Raw genomic sequence first — 19663 nt, forward strand, 5'->3', positions numbered from 1 at the left:
CATGCTGCTTTACGTTCACGTGCCTTTTTGCGTGCGCAAATGCGGTTACTGCGCTTTCCATTCCGGCCCGTTCTCCCAGGAGGCTGCAAAGCTTTACGTACGGCAGATTTTGCTAGAGATGGCGGGCTGGGGGCGGGTTCTGGGCCGGGTTCGGCTTGAGTCCCTCTATTTCGGGGGTGGGACGCCATCGCTTCTGGAGCCCGGGCAGATCGAAGCCCTGCTGCGTGCGGCAGACATTTGGTTTGACCTGAGTCCAAGGGCCGAAATCACGCTGGAGGCCAATCCGGATTCAGTGCTTCTGCCCGGATTTCTGGACAGCGTGCGGAGCCTTGGAGTGAACAGGCTCAGTCTCGGGGTGCAGAGCCTGCAGGACGATCTGCTGGCGATGCTCGGGCGCCCACACGACAGCGCGCAGGCGCGTCGTGCCGTGCACGCCGCCAGGGCCGCCGGTTTTACGAACCTGAGCCTTGACCTGATCTGGGGCCTGCCCGGCCAGACTCTGGATCGCTGGATGAACGATCTGGCTGGGGTCGTGGAGTTGGCACCCGAGCATCTCTCCTGTTATGGGCTGAGTCTGGAGGAAGGCACGGCATTGACGCGCAAGGTCGAGGCTGGGGCGCTGGTCCTGCCGGACGAAGAGATTGGAGCCCGGATGTATCTTGAAGGTTCGGAATTTCTGGAATCGTGCGGATACGCTCATTACGAAATTTCAAGCCATGCCCGTCCGGGCCGCGAAAGCCGCCACAATCAGGGCTATTGGGCGGGGCTTGACTACCTGGGGCTTGGCCCGGCGGCGGTTTCCACCATCGAGGGCCGCAGATGGTCGAACCCTTCGGCGTTTGAAGAATATGCAGAGGTTGTGGCCAAGGGCGAGGCGCGAGACGAGGTGGAGGTTTTGTCGGCGCTGACCCGCCGACAGGAAATGGTCATGCTGACCCTGCGCACGGGCGCCGGGCTTGACCTGGAAAAATTTAAGGCAACGACCGGAACGGAATTTCCGTGGCGCCACCCGGCTGTCGAGCAATTGCGCTCCAGCGGGTTGGTTCGCCTCCGGGCCGGTCATCTTCAACTGACACGTAAGGGCATGCTGGTCAGTAATTCCGTCATCGAAATGGTGCTAGGAGTTTTGGATCGCATGCACGCAGACACTGTGTAGGACACGTATGACAGACAACAATGATTTTGGTGACGCCCAAAACGAGGGCTCCCAAACCGAGAATTTCGAAGGCAAGGCATTTTCCATGGCCGACCTGCCGCAGACGCTGCAGGCTGCCGCGACCCGCTTGAACTGGGCCGAGCTCATGCCGGTGCAGGTGCAAACCATTCCGCATATGCTTGGCGGACAGGACGTCATGGTCCAGTCCCAGACCGGCAGCGGGAAGACAGGGGCGTTCTTGCTGCCCATTTTGGATCGCATCGACACCGGCATTGGCGCGCCGCAGGCCCTGGTCCTGGTTCCTACCCGCGAATTGGCCGTGCAGGTCACTCGCGATGCCGAGGAACTGGGCCGGGAAGCGGGCATCAAGCCGCTCTCCATTTACGGAGGCGTGGGCTACAAGGGCCAGATCCAGGGACTTGAAGACGGGGCGCAGCTCATCATAGGCACGCCCGGCCGTATCCTCGACCACCTGCTCAAAGGGAACCTCAATCTGGACCGGCTGAAAATCCTGGTCTTCGACGAGGCCGACCGCATGCTGTCCATGGGTTTTTATCCGGACATGAAGCAGCTTCAGCGTTACCTGCCGCGCGGGCTGCAGTCGACCATGTTCTCGGCGACCTATCCCGGGCACGTGAAGCGCCTGGCCCAGCAGTTCCTGAAGGATCCGATTTTTGTGTCCCTGAGCCAGTCCCAGGTTCACGTCAGCGACGTCCTGCATGTGGTTTACAAGGTTCCGGCCATGCAGAAGAGCCGCATCCTGGTCAAGATCATCGAGCAGGAGAATCCGGCCTCGGCCATCATCTTCTGTAACACCAAGGCGGACGTGCATTTCGTCTCCACGGTGCTGCGGCGATTCGGGTACGACGTGGGCGAGATCAGCGCCGACCTGACCCAGGCCGCGCGGGAAGAGGTGCTTGAGAAGCTGCGCCTGAACAAGCTCAAGTTCTTGGTGGCCACGGATGTTGCCGCACGAGGCATCGACATCCACGAACTGTCCCATGTTTTTCAGTATCAGCCGCCCCAGGATCACGAGGCCTATGTGCACCGCACCGGGCGTACGGGTCGGGCCGGAGCCGCCGGGGTCGCGATATCCTTTGTGTCGGGCATGGAAGAGATCGAGCTTGAGCAGATCGCCAAGAAATTCTCCATCCCGATGATCGAGCAGCCCCTGCCCGCCGACGACGAGCTTGAAGCGCTCATCTCGCAGCGGGCCGTGTTCTTGCTTGAAGCCCGCCTGCGCAAGGCTGACAATATCCAAAAGGAGCGGATGCAGCGGTTCATGCGCACCGTGGGCGAGCTTGCCGCCAACGAGGAATCTCGTGCGCTTTTGGCCATGCTGGTGGACGAATTCTATCAGGATACATTTCATGCCCCGCTGGAGCAGCCTTCGGAAAAACTGGTCGACATGGTACGTCCCGCCAGGCCCCAAGCCCGTCCTGCACAGCCTGCCGCGCCCAGATCGCCAAGGCAGCCCGTTCCCCAGCCGCAGGTCCGGGACGAGGCAGTCCAGGCCGAGCAGCCCGGAGAGGAACCCATTTTGCCGGCCGAAGGCGTTCGGCCTGAAGGCGAGAAGCGCCGACGCAAGCGATCGCGCAAAAAACCGGCCGGTACCGCTGATGCCGCCCTGCGCGATCAGGGCCGTCCTGAGAAGTCATCGGAAGCCCCGGGAGTTCGGCAGACTTCATCCGAGCCGGTGGAGGCCTCTGAACAAGTGACGCCATCCGAGCCGGTGATACCTTCCGCGCCTGTCGCGGCTCCTGCGCTAGCCCCCGAGCTGATCGCCGAGCCTGCGCCCTCTGCGCCGGAAGTACGTCCGGAAAAGAGCCAGGCCCCTCGGACTCCCCGGCCGCCGAAGCCTGCGGCGCAGCCTGCGCCCGCTCGGGTGGAACCCACGGACGAGACTCCGGCGGCGGATTCCTTAACGCCTGTCGCGGCCACTGAAAATGTGGCTGGAGACGAGCAGCCTACGGCCGCGCCCAAGAAGCGTCGTCGTCGCCGTCCGCGCAAGCCTGCCGGTGCAAAGCCCGAGGGTGGCAACGATGTCGCGGCCGATGCGGGCTCGTCTTCCGGGACTCCCGCCGCTGCGCCAAGCGCTGCGCCGGCTCCGGTAGCTCCCGCGCAGACTCCTCGCCCGCCGCGGGCGGAACCAAGGCCACGGCCAGCGGATGCTCCGGCCGAAGAAGGCGCCTCGCGGACCAGGGAGGTCCCACGCCCAAGTCGCAAGAAACCGGCCGAGGCCAAGACCGAGCCGCCCAGGCCCAAGAAAAAGATATTCCTGGAATAAACGTCAGCCCCGGCCAAGCTCCGGGGCTTTCTTTTGGCGGCCTGCGCGGCTGGTGCGACCGGTCGCGCGGTCATCCCTGTTTGGCAGTTGCGCGAGGCTCGGGGTTGGGTGTCGACGAGGAGTTTAAATTCGCGTAATCGGCTTATGGTGTTGTCCGCGATGATTCAGCGGAAATTGCCGCATTCGCGGCCGACAAATCCGGATTTTTAGAGATGGTTCACGCATGGGCGGGAGGGAGCATGTCAGAAGAGCGACGCAAACGAAGCCGGGTCAGCCTTGAATTTCCGCTGACAATAGCATTTGAGGGGAAAAGAGTCCGGGGGAAGGTCAACGATTTGAGCCTGAAGGGCCTCTCGTGCTCTACGGAAGAATGGATTCTGCCGGGCAAGGAATGCGATATCACCTTGGAACTTGAGTCCGGATTGCGCATGCACATCCACGGGCGAATCATCCGTGCCGGACAGGACGGGGCCATCGATTTCATCAGCATGGACGAAACGAGCTTTGCGCATCTGCGCAATCTGGTCAAGCTCTACGCCGAAGATGCGGATCTGGTCGACGAGGAGCTGCGTCACCCTGCGTTCAAGTCGGAAGAGGGGCCTTTTCCAGAGTGAGCAGGGTCTTCTTCAGTTCGATGCCGGGGCCGAATCCGCCAAGCCCCAGATTGGCCGCGAGCACCCGATGGCAGGGATAAAGCAGGGGCCAAGGATTTCTGGCCATGACCCCGCCAACCGCTCGTGCCGCCCGGGGCGAGCCGCAGAGGGCGGCCAGTCGCCCATAGGTCGTGACAATCCCTCTGGGCGCGTGCAGGCGAAGGTTGTCCAGCACCGTCATGGTGAATTCGCTTAAGTTTCGCCTGTCCAGGGGCAGGTCCGGCCACTCGTCGGCATGAAGGTCCCCGTACTGGGTCACTATCCGCTCCAATACGGCTCCGTAGGGTGATTTTGGCGGGGTGGCGGCCTTGAGTTCGGCACTCAGGTCTGTCTGGACCAGAAGCCCGTCTCTCCAGACGAAGGTGACTGAGAACCAGCGGTTTGCAAAGGTTTCTGAAAAATCGTTCATGGTTGTTTCCGTTTTTTCGGGGGGTTCATCCATTCCGGGCGATCTTGCCCCAGAGCCTTGCCTTGCCATGTGTCCGTGTCATGCAGGAGCTGATTGACCGCGTTCAGATACGCGGTTTTTTTGTTGGCCCATGACGGTGCGAGCAGTTCGTCGTGCTCGGGGTCGCTGTTGATGCGATGGACGACCATATCCTGTCGCAGAAGGGCCAGACCGCGCACGAGCCAGGCCTGGGATTCTTCCTGTGAGAGGAGTTCGATCTTCCCGGCACGCCAGGCTGATTCCAGTGGCGTGTCCCGGCAGACGTACAGATTATGTATTTTTATTCCGGACACGGGCAGACTGTTGACAAAGAGAATGGTTTGTTCGAAGTCCGCCAAATTCTCGCCCGGCAAGCCCGTGATGACATGGGCGCAGACCTTGATTTCCCGCTCCGCGGCTTTTCGTGCCCAGGTTGCAAAGCTCGCTGCGTCATGCCCCCGATTGATGCGTTTTAGGGTGGCGTCATGGCCCGACTGAAGCCCCAGGTCCAGCCAGATTTCCTCGAAGGGCGCATTTTGCAGGATGTCGAGCTTTTCCTCATCGAGGCAGTCCGGCCGGGTGCCGATGGCCAGCCCGACGAGGTCCGGAACTTCCGTCAGTTCTTCCAGCAGCGTCCGCAGTCGCGCGGCGGGCCCGTGAGTATTGGAGAAGGACTGGAGATATCCCAGAAAACGCGTGTCTGTGTCGCGGTCCCTGGATAATTCCCGGTACGCTAAGTACTGCTCTCGCAAGGACATTCCGGTTTCGGCAAGGCCCGTCCCGGTTCCCTTCTGGTTGCAGAAAGCGCAGCCGCTCCGGGACAGGGTGCCGTCCCGGTTCGGGCACGAGCTGCCGGCGTCCAGCGGTATTTTGCGGATTCGCTGGCCGAAGCGTTGCTTGAAGTAGAGAGACAGTCGGTAGAATCTGTAAGGAGACATGCTTGGTATGATTGAGGTTTGTGCATGGCCGCGGTGCGGGTTGCCTGCGCGTTGAAATTCGGATAAACAGTGCGGCTCATTACACATCTTTTTCGGGATCGCTCCATCCGTGTCCCGTTGTGGTCCGTGCTTCGGAACGGGCGACGCTTTTTCCAGCCTACAGCGCTGAACATGATAAAAGAGGAACTATATGTCCAGGATTTTGGATAAGATTTTGGGGTTCTTTTCGAACGATCTGGCGATCGATCTCGGCACCGCCAACACCTGCGTATACGTCAAGGGCAAGGGGATCGTCCTGCGGGAACCGTCCGTGGTCGCCGTCAAACGCGACAATCGTGGCAACAACAAGGTTTTGGCCGTGGGCAGCGAGGCCAAGCGAATGCTCGGGCGTACCCCCGGCAACATCGTGGCCATTCGTCCCATGAAGGACGGTGTCATCGCCGATTTTGAAGTCACGGAAGCAATGCTTCGCCATTTCATCTCCAAGGTGCACAACAGCCGGCGGCTGGTTCGGCCCCGCATAGTCATCTGCGTGCCCACCGGAATCACTCAGGTCGAAAAGCGGGCCGTCCGCGAATCCGCCCAGAGCGCCGGCGCGCGGGAAGTTTTTCTGATCGAGGAGCCCATGGCCGCAGCCATCGGCGCGGATCTGCCCATCACCGAGCCGACCTCGAACATGGTCGTCGACATCGGCGGTGGAACCACTGAAGTGGCGGTCATCTCCCTGGCTGGTATCGTCTATTCCAAATCCGTGCGCATCGGCGGCGACAAGATGGACGAGGCGATTCTTCAGCACGTCAAACGCAAATACAACATGCTCATCGGCGAGAGTTCCGCCGAGGACATCAAAACCACCATTGGCTCCGCGTACCCCATGGATCCGGAATTGGTCATGGACGTCAAAGGTCGCGACCTGGTTTCGGGCATCCCTCAGAACATCACCATCACCTCGGAAGAGGTCCGCAAGGCCATTTCCGAACCCGTCGATTCCATAGTTCAGGCCGTGCGTATCGCCCTGGAGCAGACCCCGCCGGAATTGGCGGCGGACATCGTCGACCGGGGCATCGTGCTGACCGGCGGCGGCGCTCTCCTTAAAGGGCTCGACAGCCTGCTGCGCGAGGAGACCTCCCTGCCCATCACCGTGGTCGATGATCCCCTGTCCACCGTGGCGCTGGGTTCCGGCAAGGTCTTGGACAATCTGGATGTCCTGCGCGAGGTAACCATCGAGTAGAGTGATGTCCCCTCGCTTCAAACGTCTGGTCCTGTTTTTCTTCCTTCCCCTGTTTCTCTATTTTTCCATGTACACATGGAACTGGAAGACGGGCTACCTCGATCGCCTGGCGGCCTTGACCGGGCTGGAGTTGACCGGATGGGTCCTGGCCCCGGGGAGATGGCTGCAAAACAACGTCGATGAGTTCTGGTCGCGCTACGTCTATCTGGTCGGAGTGCGCCAGGAGAACGAGGACCTGGTCTTGCGGGTGCGGGAGCTCGAACAGGAGCTGACCCGTGTTTCCGAGAAGGCCAAGTCCGCCGATCGCCTGACCTCGCTTTTGCGCTTCAGCCCCGAGGCCTCCTGGGAGATGCGCGGAGGGCGGGTCATCGGCCAGAAACTCGGTCCCAACGCCATTCTTGAAACCATCCTTGTCGATGTGGGGCTGCGCCACGGCGTGGGCCTCAATGATCCGGTCATTTCGCCCAAAGGCGTTGTCGGAAGAATCGCCAAGCCGGGTCTTCATTTTTCCTCCGTGGTTCTCCTGTCCGATCCTTCCAGCCGGATTCCCGTCATCACCAGCGAGGGGCGTGTCCCGGCCATTGTGCAGGGGCAGGGTGCCGGAGCTTTCCTTGAAGTCAAGTTCATCCCCCGCAACGACCCGGTCAGTCCCGGGGAGATATTGCTCAGCTCCGGGCTGGGCGGTGTTTTTCCCAAGGGCATACCCGTGGCCAGGGTGGTGGAAGTGACTCCGGCGGACGTCTCCCTGTTCCAAAGGGTCTACGCCGAACCTCTTCTCGCCCTGCGCTATTACGAGGAACTGCTGGTCCTGAGCCGTACCGACGGGTTTGATGCAGGCCAGCCCGTCATGACTCCGGCTGTGACCAATGCATCCTCCCCGGGGGCTCCCCCGGCGGACGAAAAGAGCCCGGAAGCCAAGCCCGCTGCCCAAGCGCCTCCTGCGGCCGGTCCGTCTGTGACGCCTCCGCCCGTCCAGGAGCCTTCCACCATAACTCGGCACCCTGTGCGCAAGAAACCGTGAGACTCTCAGCCGCGCATCCCTCGACTTCTAAAAAGGGCCAAATTCCCGCGATCATCTGGTGGACAGACTTTCTGATCATCGCCCTTTGGGCGCAGGAACTGTCCGGCGGACTTGATTTCCTTTCTCCCGGCGTGCTTATTTGCCTGCAAACCGGACAGTGGTGGACCGCGCTCTGGATGGGGGCGCTGTGGGTTCTTGTTCAGGAGGGGGGGGGGAACCTGGTTTTTGGCGTGAGTATTCTATTTTATTCCGGGATGTTAGTCTTTTTTCTGCTTTCGAAATGGCTCCTTGAGCCAGAGAATCCTCTTTTCATAATTCTGTTTTCCTTGCTGCTGGCTTGCTGGTCCTGGGTGGTCTTGAGCGGGGCGATCAGCTTTCAGGAACTGCCGGCCCGGCCGTATTCACCCTGGTCCTGGATTGCCAGGCAGTGGGCCGCATATGTATTTTTCTGGGGTACGGCTCTCTTGATTTACAGGCGCGGAGGCAGAAATGGGCGCGTTTAACTCCCCGGAGCGGCCCCAGATATTTTCCGGTCCCCCGCTGTTGCTCGTTTTTCTGGTGATCCTTTTTTGTATCTTCGGTATCCGGCTGTGGTACCTACAGATTTACAAGAGTGATTTCTATCAGGGACGCGCCCAGGAGAACAGAACCAGGCAAAGCACCATGTTTTCCCCAAGAGGCATCATTCGGGATCGTACCGGAGTACTGCTGGCGGAAAACAATCCTGCCTACGCCCTGGCGCTGGTGCGTGAGGACTGCCCGGACATTCCCAAAACCCTGGACCAGATCAGTCGCTGGACCGGTCAGCCCCGGGACGAATTGCAAAAAGCCTTTGAGATTGGCCGCAAGCGGGTCAAGCATTTCGACGAACAGGTCATCGTGCCCAACATTCCGTTTGAGCTGGTGGCCTTGGTCGAGGCGCACCGGCAGGACTGGCCCGGGCTTGTCATTGCCGTACGGCCCAAGCGTTCCTACGCCCATGGCGAGACCTTGGCGCATGTCCTTGGATATGTGGCCCGGGCCAATGAAGAAGAGCTCAACAACGATCCGGATCTGCAACTGGGCGACAATGTCGGCAAACAGGGCGTGGAGCTGATGCTCGAACGCAGGTTGCGCGGGACCAAGGGGCTTCAGGAGTTTGAAGTCGATGCCTCCGGGCGTGTGCTGTCCTCGCGGATTGTTTCTTCGCCGGTGATGGGCGAGGACCTTAATCTGAGCATCTCTTTGCCCTTGCAGGAAGTCGCGACCAAGGCCCTGGGCGACCGGGCCGGATCGGTCGTGGCCATGGACGCCGACACGGGCGAGGTGCTGGCGTTGGTCAGCCTGCCCAGCTACGATCCCAACGAGTTTGTTGTCGGTATCAGCCATGCGAAATGGAAGGAGCTGCTGGAGGATCCTTTGCATCCCCTGCAGAATCGGCCGGTGCAAAGCACCTATCCGCCTGGCTCCATCTTCAAGCTCGCTGTGGGCGGGCTTGGGCTTGAGAGCGGCACGGTCAAGCCTTCCTCGACGGTGTTTTGTCCCGGTAGCTACAAGCTCGGCCAGCGCGTCTTCAGGTGCTGGAACAAGGGCGGGCATGGAACCACCGACTTCAAGAAATCCCTGCGCGAGTCCTGCGACGTCTATTATTATCAGCTGGGAGAACAGCTCGGCGTGGAGGCGATCAGCGATTTTGCGACCCGCTGTGGGTTCGGGGTCAAGACCGGCGTGGAGTTGCCCCACGAGCGGGCCGGCAACATGCCCACCCCGGAATGGAAGTTGAACCGCTTCGGAGAGAAGTGGCAGGGCGGCGAGACCTTGAACTACGCCATCGGCCAGGGCTACACCTTGACCACTCCCCTACAGGTGGCCAGATTTATGGCGGCGCTGGTCAACGAAGGGAAAATATTGCGGCCGACGCTCCTTTTGTCCGAAGAACCCGACGTGTTGGGTGAACTGCCCATGCGGCCCGCGACCAGGAAGCTGGTTCTTGACGCCATGGTGGCCACGGTGGAGGAAGAGCGGGGCACTGCCCGGGTTCTTCGCAGGCCCGGTCTGAGAATCGGGGGCAAGACCGGCACGGCCCAGGTCGTGAAGCTGCAGGAAAAATACGAGAAGAAAAAGACCCATGAGATTCCCTACAAATACAGGGATCACGCCTGGATGGCCAGCTTTGGTGAAAAGGATGGGAAGCGGTTTGTGGTCGTGGCCATGGTGGAACATGGCGGTCATGGAGGCTCGGATGCGGGGCCGGTGGCCGGGGCAGTGCTCGATGTACTTCTGGATGTGCGATCAGGGGACTGACCAGGAAAGAAAATGTTCGATAGACGACTCATATTTCATATCAATTGGGGCCTTTTGACCCTGACGGCGATCCTTTTTCTTGTCGGGGTCATGAACCTCTATTCGGCCAGCACCCTGCGCCTTGCTTCCGGCCTTGAAATCGACACGTATTTCAACAAACAACTGCTCTGGGGCGGGGTCGGACTATGCGTGATGACGGCGTTGGTGCTGATAGACTATCGTCATCTTAAATCCGTTTCGTGGGCGTATTTCATCCTTTGCCTGGTTCTGCTGCTCGGAGTCAGTGTCGCCGGGAAGACCATCTACGGAGCCAAGAGATGGCTTGATCTCGGTTTTTTCAATCTCCAGCCGACGGAGCTGACAAAGATCGCGGTCCTGATTCTTGGAGCCAGGCTGATGGCACGCATGGAAGGCAAGCTGGGCTGGATCAACCTGGGCAAGGCGCTCCTGGTCGGTCTGGTGCCCGCTGTCCTGGTGGTCAAGCAGCCTGATCTGGGGTCGGCCTTGAACATCCTGCTCATTTTGGGGGGAATGATCCTTTTCAAGGGGGTCACCGGCTCCGTGTTCAAGGTACTGGTTGTCGTGTTGCCGATCATGATCCCATTTGGCTGGTTTTTTCTGCACGACTACCAGAAGCAGCGCATAATGACATTTCTTGACCCGGGCAACGATCCGCTCGGGGCCGGGTACCATATCATCCAATCCCAGATTGCGATTGGATCCGGAGGGTTCTGGGGCAAGGGCTTTTTGGAGGGCACCCAGAGTCAGCTGCGCTTCCTACCGGAAAAACACACGGATTTCGCTTTTGCCGTGTTCGGCGAGGAGTGGGGCTTTTTCGGGTCCATCATCCTGCTCATTCTTTTCTGCTCCTTTCTCTATCAGATTTACATCGTCACCATGGAAGCCAAGGACGATTTCGGGAGCTACCTCGCGGCCGGGGTCTTCTTTTATTTCTTTTGGCAGATCCTCATCAATATAGGCATGGTGCTCGGGATCATGCCTGTCGTCGGAATTCCACTGCCCTTCATCAGCTATGGAGGCAGTGCGTCCGTGGTCAATTTTTGCATGGTCGGACTCGTCCTCAATGTGGCCATGCGTCGTTTCGTTTTCAAAAAAGGCTGATAGTTTTTTGGTGTTTTCACGCGGACTGATTTTTTTGGGCCGCTGATCCGAAAGAAGGCGAGGACGCGCTGTGAGCGACCTACTTTTTTTTCGAAAAGAAAAGCGCGAGCTAGACACGTGAAATTCCGAACAAACTACGAAAACCCATGCCATGCCAATCATTTTACTGATGCTTTGTCTAAAAAGATTTTGACACGAAAATGGGAATCAGATAGAGGCCCTGTGACTTTGAACAAAAATTCACATACTTTTTAGGGGGCGGCATGATTGATCTAGATTACACTTTTTTTGTTCAGCTCGTGAACTTTATGGTCATCCTGACGGTCTTGAATTTGATCTTGTATCGTCCCATCCGAGGGATCATCAAGAAAAGGGCCGAGGTCATGAGCCAGAAGCTGGGATCCATCGAGGATTTCGCCGCCAAGGCGGAGGCCAAGCTTGAGAGCTACAAGGTAGCATTGAGCGGAGCCCGGGTCGAAGCTCAGCAGCTGCGGGTAGCCTTGAAGGCTGAAGGCACCGCGGTTGAGTCTTCCGTTTTGGCCGAGGCCGGAGCCGAAGCCGCCGAAAAGGTTGCCGCCGCCCGAAAGGAGATCGACGGTCAGAAGCAGACAGCCCTCAAGGCTCTGCGCCAAGAAGTCGCCACCTATGCCAAGAACGTCGCCAACAAGGTGCTGAGCAAGGCTTGATAGGTTCGGGATTTTCTTATGTGTCATAGATTTACTTTTTCATATAAGGAGGGCGGAATTTTGAAAAAGTTCAAGACTGTCGGATTGGTGACGGCAGCACTGGTTCTCTGCGCGGCGATAGCTTTCGCCAGCGAGGGAGATGGCGGGGGGCACAACAAGCTGCTCGACCTTCTCTATCGCGTAATCAATTTCGGCATTGTCGCGTTCTTGATCTATAAGTTCGCGGGCAAGCGTATCGCGGACTTGCTGTCCGGGCGCACCAAGCAGATCGAGACGGACCTTGCCGATCTCGACGAGCGCAAGGAAGATGCCGAAAAGCGTTTGCTTGAAGTTGAGGCGAGTATCGCGAATCTCGAGGCGGAAAAAGCCAAGATTCTGGATGATGCAAAGGCTCAGGGTGAGGCCATGCGTCAGGCGATTATCGACAAAGCGGAGGCCCAGGCTACTCAGATCAGGGCTCAGGCTGAAGTATCGGCGGCCCAGGAAGCCAAGTTGGCTATCGACGCCATCCGTGAAGAACTGGCCGAAAAGATTACCACTGCCGCTGAAGATCTTGTCAAGAAGCAGCTCAAAAAGAAAGATCACGAAGATTTGGTCAACGAATATCTTAAAAAGGTGGTGCTCAATTGACTGGGAACATCGTAGCAAGACGGTATGCCAAGGCTTTGTTCGCCGTTGCGCAAACGCAGTCCGACAAGGGCGCGATGGCGAAATACGGTGACGACTTGGCCAGGCTGGCTGGACTCCTGGAGAATGCGCCTGAGCTCACGAAGATCTTCCGCAACCCAATTTTTGGTGTGGAAGAAAAGAGAGGGGTAATCATCAAGATTCTGGACAAAGTGGAGCCTTGCGCCATGGTTCGGAATTTTTGTCTGCTGCTTGCGGACAAGAACAGATTGTCTTTTCTCCCCGAGATCAACGCATCCTATGGAACGCTTTTGGATTCAGCCCAGGGTGTTCTTCGCGGCAAGCTGGTGACGGCTGTAAAGCTTTCCGATGTTGTGCAGAAGAACGTTGTCGATAAATTGCAACGCGAGTCGGGCCAGAAAGTGGTCCTTGATTACGAAGTGGATCAGGAGATTATTGGCGGGCTTATGCTCAAGATCGGTGACAAGATCCTTGACGCCAGTATTCGCGCTCAGCTGCAAATTTTGAAAGAAAATATCAAAAGGGGTGAGTAGAGGCTATGCAGATTAAAGCAGAAGAAATTAGCCAGATCATCGAAGGCCAGATCAAGAATTACGAGAAAAAGGTTGAGATGAGCGAAACTGGCGTGGTCTTGTCAGTGGGTGACGGTATCGCCCGCGTTTACGGCTGCGAAAACGCGATGGCAATGGAACTCCTCGAGTTCCCCGGTAACGTCATGGGAATGGTCCTTAACCTTGAAGAAGATTCCGTAGGTGTCGCCCTGCTCGGCGAGACGGAACACATCAAGGAAGGCGACATCGTCAAACGTACGGGCCGGATTTTCCAGGTTCCCGTCGGCGACGCTGTTCAGGGCCGGGTCATCGACCCTCTGGGCAACCCCATCGACGGTCTCGGACCGATCCAGACGGATCAGTTCCGTAACGTTGAAATCAAGGCTCCCGGCATCATCGCCCGTAAATCCGTACATGAGCCCATGTACACGGGTCTGAAGGCCATCGACGCCATGACACCCATCGGCCGCGGCCAGCGCGAACTCATCATCGGTGACCGTCAGGTCGGCAAGACCGCGGTTGGCGTTGACGCCATCATCGCGCAGAAGAACAGCGACATTCACTGTTTCTACGTTGCCATCGGCCAGAAGCGTTCCACTGTCGCCCAGGTGGTTGAAGCCCTTCGTCAGAACGGCGCCCTGGAATACACTACCGTCATTTCCTCCACCGCCTCCGAGCCGGCTCCGCTGCAGTTCATTGCTGCCTACTGCGGTTGCACCATGGCGGAATTCTACCGTGACAACGGCAAGCATGCCCTGATCGTTTATGACGATCTTTCCAAGCAGGCTGTCGCCTACCGGCAGATGTCCCTGCTTCTGCGCCGCCCTCCGGGACGCGAAGCTTTCCCTGGCGACGTTTTCTATCTCCACTCCAGACTTCTGGAGCGCTCCTGCAAGGTCAACGACAGCCTGGGCGCCGGTTCCCTGACCGCCCTGCCTGTCATTGAAACCCAGGCCGGTGACGTTTCGGCATACATTCCGACCAACGTTATCTCCATCACCGACGGTCAGGTCTATCTTGAGCCCAACCTGTTCATGGCCGGCATCCGCCCCGCCATCAACGTCGGTCTGTCCGTATCCCGAGTTGGCGGCGCCGCTCAGATCAAGGCCATGAAGAAGGTCGCCGGTACGCTGCGTCTCGATCTGGCCCAGTATCGCGAACTTGCCGCTTTCGCGCAGTTCGGTTCCGACCTGGACAAATCCACCAAGACCAAGCTGACCCGTGGTGAGCGTCTGGTTGAACTGCTCAAGCAGCCTCAGTACCAGCCCATGCCCGTCGAAGAGCAGGTTGCAGTTCTTTACGCCGGTACACGCGGTTTCCTTGATGACATCGCAGTGACCGACGCCATCCGCTTCGGTGCCGAACTGGTTGACTTCATGCGTAACCAGAAATCCGACGTCCTGGCTGAAATTGTTCAGACCAAGGACCTTGGCAGTGAAACCGAAAAGAAGCTGGCTGATGCGATCAATGAGTTCAAAGCCGGTTTCAAAGCCTAGGATCGTTTAAGGAGTCGTAAATGGCATCACTCAGGGACATTCAGAACAAAATCGTCGGTGTAAAGAAGACCAAGCAGATTACGAAAGCGATGAACATGGTCGCTTCCGCAAAGCTGCGCGGTGCTCAGAGCCGCATCGAGCGCTTTCGTCCCTATGCTGATAAGTTCAATGACATTCTTATCGATCTGGCTTCCCGCGCCGACGCCAGCGCGCATCCCTTGCTTGAAAAGCGCGAGGTCATTCAGAACATCGGAATTGTACTGGTGACTTCGGACAAAGGGCTGTGCGGCAGTTTCAACGCGAACTTGTGCAATGCCGCCAACAGGCTGGCCAAGCAGAAGGAAGCAGAAGGCAAGACGGTCAAGTTTATCTGCATTGGAAAGAAAGGCAGAGACTTCATCCGCAAGACAAAATTCGAGATTGCTACCGCTTACGCTGAAAACATGACCCATTTTGATTTTCAGTTGGCAAGCGAAACAGGAAATCTCGTTATTGACGGATACCTCTCTGGACAGTTTGACGAAGTGCACATTGTTTACGGAAAGTTCGTAAGCATCGCGAAGCAGGAAGCGACATGGTCGCAGATTCTCCCCGCCGAAACGCCAGAAGTGGAGGCTACGGCCGGTGCTTCGAGCGAATACATCTTTGAACCGTCAGTGGAAGGTCTTTTGGCCGAACTGCTGCCCAGGTATGTCAAAGTTCAGATGTATCGCGGCCTGCTCGACACGTCGGCCAGTGAGCACGCAGCTCGCATGTCGGCCATGGATAACGCGACAAAGAACTGCGACGAAATGGTCGGCAGCCTGACCAAAGTCTACAACAAGGCGCGCCAGGCAAGTATCACCACCCAATTAATGGACATCGTAGGCGGTGCCGAGGCACTGAAAGGATAAGGGGGCATAACGCATGAGTGCTGTTAATACCGGTAAAATAGTGCAGGTCATCGGACCTGTTGTTGACTTGGAGTTTGCCGAAGGCAATCTTCCGAGCATTTTGAACGCTGTTCTCATTACGAACCCGACCATTGACGCCGAGGAAGACAACCTGGTTGTCGAAGTCGCGCAGCATCTTGGCAACAGCGTTGTTCGCTGCATCGCCATGGACAACACCGATGGTCTTGTTCGCGGTCAGATCGGCAAGGATACGGGCAAACCCATTCAGGTACCCGTCGGCAAGGCTTCCCTGGGACGTATTCTGAACGTCGTTGGCCGCCCGGTGGATGAAAAGGGTCCCATCTCCTCCGAGAAGATGTACCCCATCCATCGCCCTGCTCCCGGTTTTACGGAGCAGTCCACCAAGATTGAAGTGCTGGAGACCGGCGTCAAGGTTATTGACCTGCTCGTTCCCTTTCCCAAGGGCGGAAAGATGGGCATGTTCGGTGGTGCCGGCGTCGGCAAGACCGTTATCCTCATGGAAATGATCAACAACATCGCCAAGAACCACGGTGGCATCTCCGTGTTCGCCGGTGTTGGTGAGCGCACACGTGAAGGTAACGACCTTTACCATGAAATGATAGAAGCTGGCGTTCTGGATAAAGCCTGCCTCGTCTACGGTCAGATGAACGAACCTCCGGGAGCCCGTTCGCGCGTTGCGCTGACCGCTCTGGCCGCTGCGGAATATTTCCGTGACGAAGAAAACCAGGACGTGCTGCTTTTCGTTGACAACATCTTCCGTTTCACCCAGGCAGGCTCCGAAGTCTCCGCGCTTCTTGGCCGCATGCCTTCTGCGGTTGGTTACCAGCCGACGCTGGGTACCGACCTCGGTGAGCTGCAGGAACGCATCACCTCTACCAAAACGGGTTCCATCACCTCGGTTCAGGCCGTTTACGTGCCTGCCGACGACTTGACCGACCCCGCTCCTGCAACGACCTTCTCGCATCTTGACGGAACCATCGTTCTGTCCCGTCAGATCGCCGAACTTGGCATTTATCCTGCGGTGGATCCTCTTGACTCCACCTCGCGCATTCTGGATCCCAACGTCATCGGCATGGATCACTACATGACCGCTCGTGCCGTGCAGCGTCTGCTCCAGAAATACAAGGATCTGCAGGACATCATCGCGATCCTGGGCATGGACGAGCTGTCTGACGAAGACAAGCTGTCTGTTTCCAGAGCTCGTAAGATTCAGCGTTTCCTGTCCCAGCCGTTCTTCGTTGCAGCCCAGTTTACCGGCAAGGAAGGCCGCTATGTGAAGCTTGAAGAGACCATCAAGAGCTTCAAGGAAATCATTGAAGGCAAGCACGATTCTGTTCCGGAGTCCTGCTTCTACATGGTAGGCGGACTTGAAGAGGCATTGGAAAACGCCAAGAAACAGTAATTCTTGCTCTGGGGTATTGATATGGCTAAAACAATTACGCTTGAAATAGTGACACCAGACAAGATGGTGCTCAAGGAAGAGGTCGATTATGTCGGCGCTCCCGGCATCAACGGCGAATTCGGTGTCCTGCCCAATCATATCCCGTTTCTCTCTGCACTTGGTATCGGGAGCCTTTACTACAAACTCAACGGCAAGAAGTACTTCGTTTTTGTTGCCGGCGGTTTTGCCGAAGTCTCCCCTGCAAAGGTGACGGTTCTTGCCGAAGTAGCGGAAAGAGCTGAAGACATCGATCTGGAAAGAGCTCGCAGAGCTCAGGACAGGGCCGAGCAGCGCGCCAAGCAGCAACAGGAGAAATTGGATCACGCAGCCGTGCAGGCTGCATTGGCCAGAGCACTTCATCGCATGAAATGCCGGCAGACAGCTGTAAGTGAAGGCACTTGCCGCATGTAATGACCGACAATCACGGTATCTTGAAAGCAGGCTCCTCGGAGCCTGCTTTTTTTTATGACTATTCAATCTTGAGAATAATATAATATCCCGATATCAATGGTAAGATTTTTTGGGATGATATCGTGAAATTGGCTCTCGAGCTACTGTGGCATTGATCGGTTTTTGTTGGTCCGTGGCTGCAAAGCCGGTGAGAGCATTATTTGAAGTGATCGAGCCGAATACTTTTTTTCGAGGAAAATCATGAAGCCAGAACTGGGATACGTCATCTTGGCCGCAGGCAAGGGCACGCGCATGCATTCTGATTCCCCCAAGGTTTTGCAGCAGGTGTTGGGAAAGCCGCTTCTTGGCTATGTATATGACGCTTTGACGCACGTGCCCGCAGCTCAGATCTGGACCGTGGTCGGTTTTCAGGCCGCAAAGGTTGAAGACTGCTTTCCGGGGCAAAAGGGGCAGTTTGTCCTGCAGGAGCAGCAGTTGGGCACGGGACATGCGGTCATGCTCGCGTGGGAGCGCGTTGCCGCCAGCGGCATTTCACATCTTTGCGTGCTTAACGGAGACACCCCGCACGTTCCGGTTGATGCCATTGCCGATTTGGTTGAATTATGCGTGGTTCAAAACGCGGGCATGGGTATGTTGACCTTGCGTCTGGAAAATCCCTTTGGGTACGGACGGGTCATCCGCAATGCCGAAGGCTACGTGGAGCGGGTGGTTGAAGAAAAGGATTTCTGTGCAGCGGACCACGGCGGAGAGGTTTTTGAGGTCAATTCAGGGGTCTATGTGTTCGACGTCCAGCGCTGTGGGCCTTTGCTGGCAAAGATGGACCGCAGTAACGCCCAGCAGGAATATTATCTGACCCAGATGATCGCCATCTGCGCTGCGGCAGGGTTGCCGGTCGCGGGATTGCCGTTTGGAAGCTCGGACCTTTTGCGGGGGATCAATTCGCCAAGAGAGCTGGTTCGCTTTGAAGAGTCCTTGCGTCGAAAGATCGTGGAGGGTCTGCTCGATGCAGGAGTCATCCTTCGTAACAGCGAGACAATTTTCATCGGGCCCGACGTTGCCGTCGCTCCCGGCGCCGAAATAATGGGGCCATGCGAGATTTACGGTTGTTCGCGAATCGAGCGCGGGGCGTTCATCTCTTCTCATTGCTGGATCAAGGATTCGATTCTTGGTCCTTGCCAAGTGAAATCCTTTTCTCATATTGAAGGATCTCACATCCGTGCCGGGGCGAGTGTTGGCCCGTACGGTAGGATCAGACCCGGTTCCGATATCGGAGAGGATGCACGCGTGGGCAACTTCGTCGAAGTCAAGAAATCCGTGCTCCATGCCGGCGCCAAGGCGGGGCATCTTTCCTATCTGGGCGACAGCGATATCGGTCCTGGAGTGAATATCGGCGCGGGGACCATCACCTGCAATTATGACGGCGCGAAGAAGCATCGCACCGAAATTCATGAAAACGCCTTTATCGGCAGCAACACTGCGCTGGTCGCTCCCGTGGTCGTGGGAGCCGGTGCTCTTGTCGCCGCCGGTTCAGTGGTTACTAAAAATGTTCCCGATGGTGCCCTGTGCGTGGCCAGGGCCAGACAGTCGAATTTGGACCGCAAGAAAAAATCACTTCAATCCTAGGATAACTTATGGATATTCTTAATCAGTTGACAGAGAAGATAACCCTCCTTCTGGATCGCCAGGAAGCCTTGAAACTTGAGAATATGCAATTAAAGGAGTCCCTTGAGCAGGAGCGGCAGACCAAGGAGGCCGTTCTGTCCAGGGTGGAAAATATCTTGAACAGCCTGCAAGAGGTTGATAGAAACTAAGTAATGCCAGGATACAATTTGACAGTGCTCGGCCTCGATCTTTCCTTCGCGGCCGACGTCTCGCCCGAGCGGATTCATAAAGCTGTTGACCTGGTTCATCAGCGCTACAAGGATCTCGAAGGGCGGGTCAGTCACATGAGCAAGGAGCGGCTTCTGACATACCTGGCGTTGAGTCTGGCCGACGATTATTTACATGATCAAGGGAAGATGTCGCAACTTGAAGGCACGTTGCAGCAGCTTCTTTCGAAGATAGATAGTCCTGAAGAATAGTGAACAAGTACCCTGGAGGGTCAGTGATTGGTGATGCGTTTTTGAGCCAATAAAGCGCAATACGGGTAGCTTACAACGGTCTTGTGTGCACGCTTCGGGCAGCCGAAGAAGCCTGATGGGCTGTAGCCAACCCCCTCTTAACTTAAGAGGTTCAAAATGATTCCCAACACTGCCTTCCGGGGCTTTTATCTGGTTCGCCCCTTCCAACAGCCAGTCTCTCATACACTCCTTGCCGATCGTAATTAAGCGCTCGCGCTGTTGTCCCGTCAGTCCGATTTAAGGACAGGGATGACGTATCATGGTCGTTGCGCAGCCAT

At 57.2% G+C, this 19663-nt stretch carries 20 protein-coding genes and 1 other RNA gene; 19 read left to right on the top strand and 2 right to left on the bottom strand.

Features of this window, described 5'->3' with window-relative positions; genetic code table 11:
* Nucleotide 1 precedes the first annotated feature (1 nt).
* The 3 genes from hemW (at nt 2) to BMZ40_RS01590 (ending at nt 4057) form a co-directional block, all read left to right on the top strand.
* Entirely contained in the window at nt 2-1156 is a 1155-nt protein-coding gene (gene hemW / locus BMZ40_RS01580; protein WP_092372378.1) for a radical SAM family heme chaperone HemW, read from the top strand.
* A gap of 7 nt (nt 1157-1163) precedes the next feature.
* On the top strand, nt 1164-3443 hold the full coding sequence (locus BMZ40_RS01585; RefSeq protein WP_092372379.1) for a DEAD/DEAH box helicase: 2280 nt from the start codon (nt 1164-1166) through the stop codon (nt 3441-3443).
* 239 nt (nt 3444-3682) lie between these two features.
* Nucleotides 3683-4057, top strand: coding sequence for a PilZ domain-containing protein (locus BMZ40_RS01590; protein ID WP_177192963.1), 375 nt, complete (start codon nt 3683-3685; stop codon nt 4055-4057).
* On the opposite strand, the gene BMZ40_RS20015 is transcribed toward BMZ40_RS01590, so the two are convergent.
* Together BMZ40_RS20015 and mnmL are read right to left on the bottom strand one after the other, a co-directional pair.
* Entirely contained in the window at nt 4026-4505 is a 480-nt protein-coding gene (locus BMZ40_RS20015) for a methylated-DNA--[protein]-cysteine S-methyltransferase (protein WP_092372381.1), read from the bottom strand. The two genes, BMZ40_RS01590 and BMZ40_RS20015, sit on opposite strands and share 32 nt — an antisense overlap.
* On the bottom strand, nt 4502-5461 hold the full coding sequence (gene mnmL / locus BMZ40_RS01600) for a tRNA modification radical SAM protein MnmL/YtqA (RefSeq protein ID WP_092372382.1): 960 nt from the start codon (nt 5459-5461) through the stop codon (nt 4502-4504). The genes BMZ40_RS20015 and mnmL overlap by 4 nt, the downstream gene beginning before the upstream one ends.
* A gap of 190 nt (nt 5462-5651) precedes the next feature.
* Between mnmL and BMZ40_RS01605 the strand changes: the two genes are divergently transcribed.
* The 16 genes from BMZ40_RS01605 to ssrS all read left to right on the top strand — a co-directional run bounded on the left by BMZ40_RS01605 (nt 5652) and on the right by ssrS (nt 19533).
* Entirely contained in the window at nt 5652-6692 is a 1041-nt protein-coding gene (locus BMZ40_RS01605) for a rod shape-determining protein (RefSeq protein WP_015775515.1), read from the top strand.
* Between the two features lie 4 nt (nt 6693-6696).
* Nucleotides 6697-7713 carry a rod shape-determining protein MreC gene (gene mreC, locus BMZ40_RS01610; protein ID WP_092372383.1) on the top strand — a complete coding sequence of 339 codons (1017 nt, stop codon included), beginning with the start codon at nt 6697-6699 and terminating at the stop codon, nt 7711-7713.
* Complete coding sequence (locus BMZ40_RS01615) at nt 7710-8216, top strand: hypothetical protein (protein ID WP_092372384.1); 507 nt, start codon at nt 7710-7712, stop codon at nt 8214-8216. The genes mreC and BMZ40_RS01615 overlap by 4 nt, the downstream gene beginning before the upstream one ends.
* A complete protein-coding gene (mrdA, locus tag BMZ40_RS01620) occupies nt 8203-9996 on the top strand; it encodes a penicillin-binding protein 2 (RefSeq protein ID WP_092372385.1) in 1794 nt (597 codons plus the stop codon). Before BMZ40_RS01615 ends, mrdA begins: the two co-directional genes overlap by 14 nt.
* Before the next feature lie 12 nt (nt 9997-10008).
* Nucleotides 10009-11118 (top strand): rod shape-determining protein RodA, encoded by a 1110-nt coding sequence (gene rodA, locus BMZ40_RS01625; protein WP_092372386.1) that lies wholly within the window; start codon nt 10009-10011, stop codon nt 11116-11118.
* 263 nt (nt 11119-11381) lie between these two features.
* The gene (locus BMZ40_RS01630; protein WP_092372387.1) at nt 11382-11804 is read left to right on the top strand and encodes a F0F1 ATP synthase subunit B; all 423 of its coding nucleotides are present in this window, start codon (nt 11382-11384) and stop codon (nt 11802-11804) included.
* A 60-nt stretch (nt 11805-11864) separates the two neighbouring features.
* Nucleotides 11865-12434 carry a F0F1 ATP synthase subunit B gene (locus tag BMZ40_RS01635; RefSeq protein ID WP_092193277.1) on the top strand — a complete coding sequence of 190 codons (570 nt, stop codon included), beginning with the start codon at nt 11865-11867 and terminating at the stop codon, nt 12432-12434.
* Entirely contained in the window at nt 12431-12985 is a 555-nt protein-coding gene (gene atpH / locus BMZ40_RS01640) for an ATP synthase F1 subunit delta (protein ID WP_092372388.1), read from the top strand. The genes BMZ40_RS01635 and atpH overlap by 4 nt, the downstream gene beginning before the upstream one ends.
* 5 nt (nt 12986-12990) lie before the next feature.
* Entirely contained in the window at nt 12991-14499 is a 1509-nt protein-coding gene (gene atpA / locus BMZ40_RS01645; RefSeq protein WP_092193281.1) for a F0F1 ATP synthase subunit alpha, read from the top strand.
* 20 nt (nt 14500-14519) lie between these two features.
* Nucleotides 14520-15392 (top strand): F0F1 ATP synthase subunit gamma, encoded by an 873-nt coding sequence (locus tag BMZ40_RS01650; RefSeq protein ID WP_092372389.1) that lies wholly within the window; start codon nt 14520-14522, stop codon nt 15390-15392.
* Nucleotides 15393-15405: 13 nt separating this feature from the next.
* The gene (atpD, locus tag BMZ40_RS01655; RefSeq protein WP_015775525.1) at nt 15406-16815 is read left to right on the top strand and encodes a F0F1 ATP synthase subunit beta; all 1410 of its coding nucleotides are present in this window, start codon (nt 15406-15408) and stop codon (nt 16813-16815) included.
* 21 nt (nt 16816-16836) lie between these two features.
* Complete coding sequence (locus BMZ40_RS01660; RefSeq protein WP_092193285.1) at nt 16837-17265, top strand: F0F1 ATP synthase subunit epsilon; 429 nt, start codon at nt 16837-16839, stop codon at nt 17263-17265.
* 240 nt (nt 17266-17505) lie between these two features.
* A complete protein-coding gene (glmU, locus tag BMZ40_RS01665) occupies nt 17506-18888 on the top strand; it encodes a bifunctional UDP-N-acetylglucosamine diphosphorylase/glucosamine-1-phosphate N-acetyltransferase GlmU (RefSeq protein ID WP_092372390.1) in 1383 nt (460 codons plus the stop codon).
* An 8-nt stretch (nt 18889-18896) separates the two neighbouring features.
* A complete protein-coding gene (locus BMZ40_RS01670) occupies nt 18897-19076 on the top strand; it encodes a hypothetical protein (RefSeq protein WP_092372391.1) in 180 nt (59 codons plus the stop codon).
* A gap of 24 nt (nt 19077-19100) precedes the next feature.
* Nucleotides 19101-19346 (top strand): cell division protein ZapA, encoded by a 246-nt coding sequence (locus tag BMZ40_RS01675; protein WP_244150375.1) that lies wholly within the window; start codon nt 19101-19103, stop codon nt 19344-19346.
* A gap of 6 nt (nt 19347-19352) precedes the next feature.
* Nucleotides 19353-19533: non-coding RNA, 6S RNA (ssrS, locus tag BMZ40_RS01680), on the top strand.
* Nucleotides 19534-19663 lie beyond the last annotated feature (130 nt).

Origin of the sequence: Desulfomicrobium apsheronum, from assembly GCF_900114115.1 — a bacterium.
Taxonomy (GTDB): Bacteria; Desulfobacterota; Desulfovibrionia; order Desulfovibrionales; family Desulfomicrobiaceae; genus Desulfomicrobium; species Desulfomicrobium apsheronum.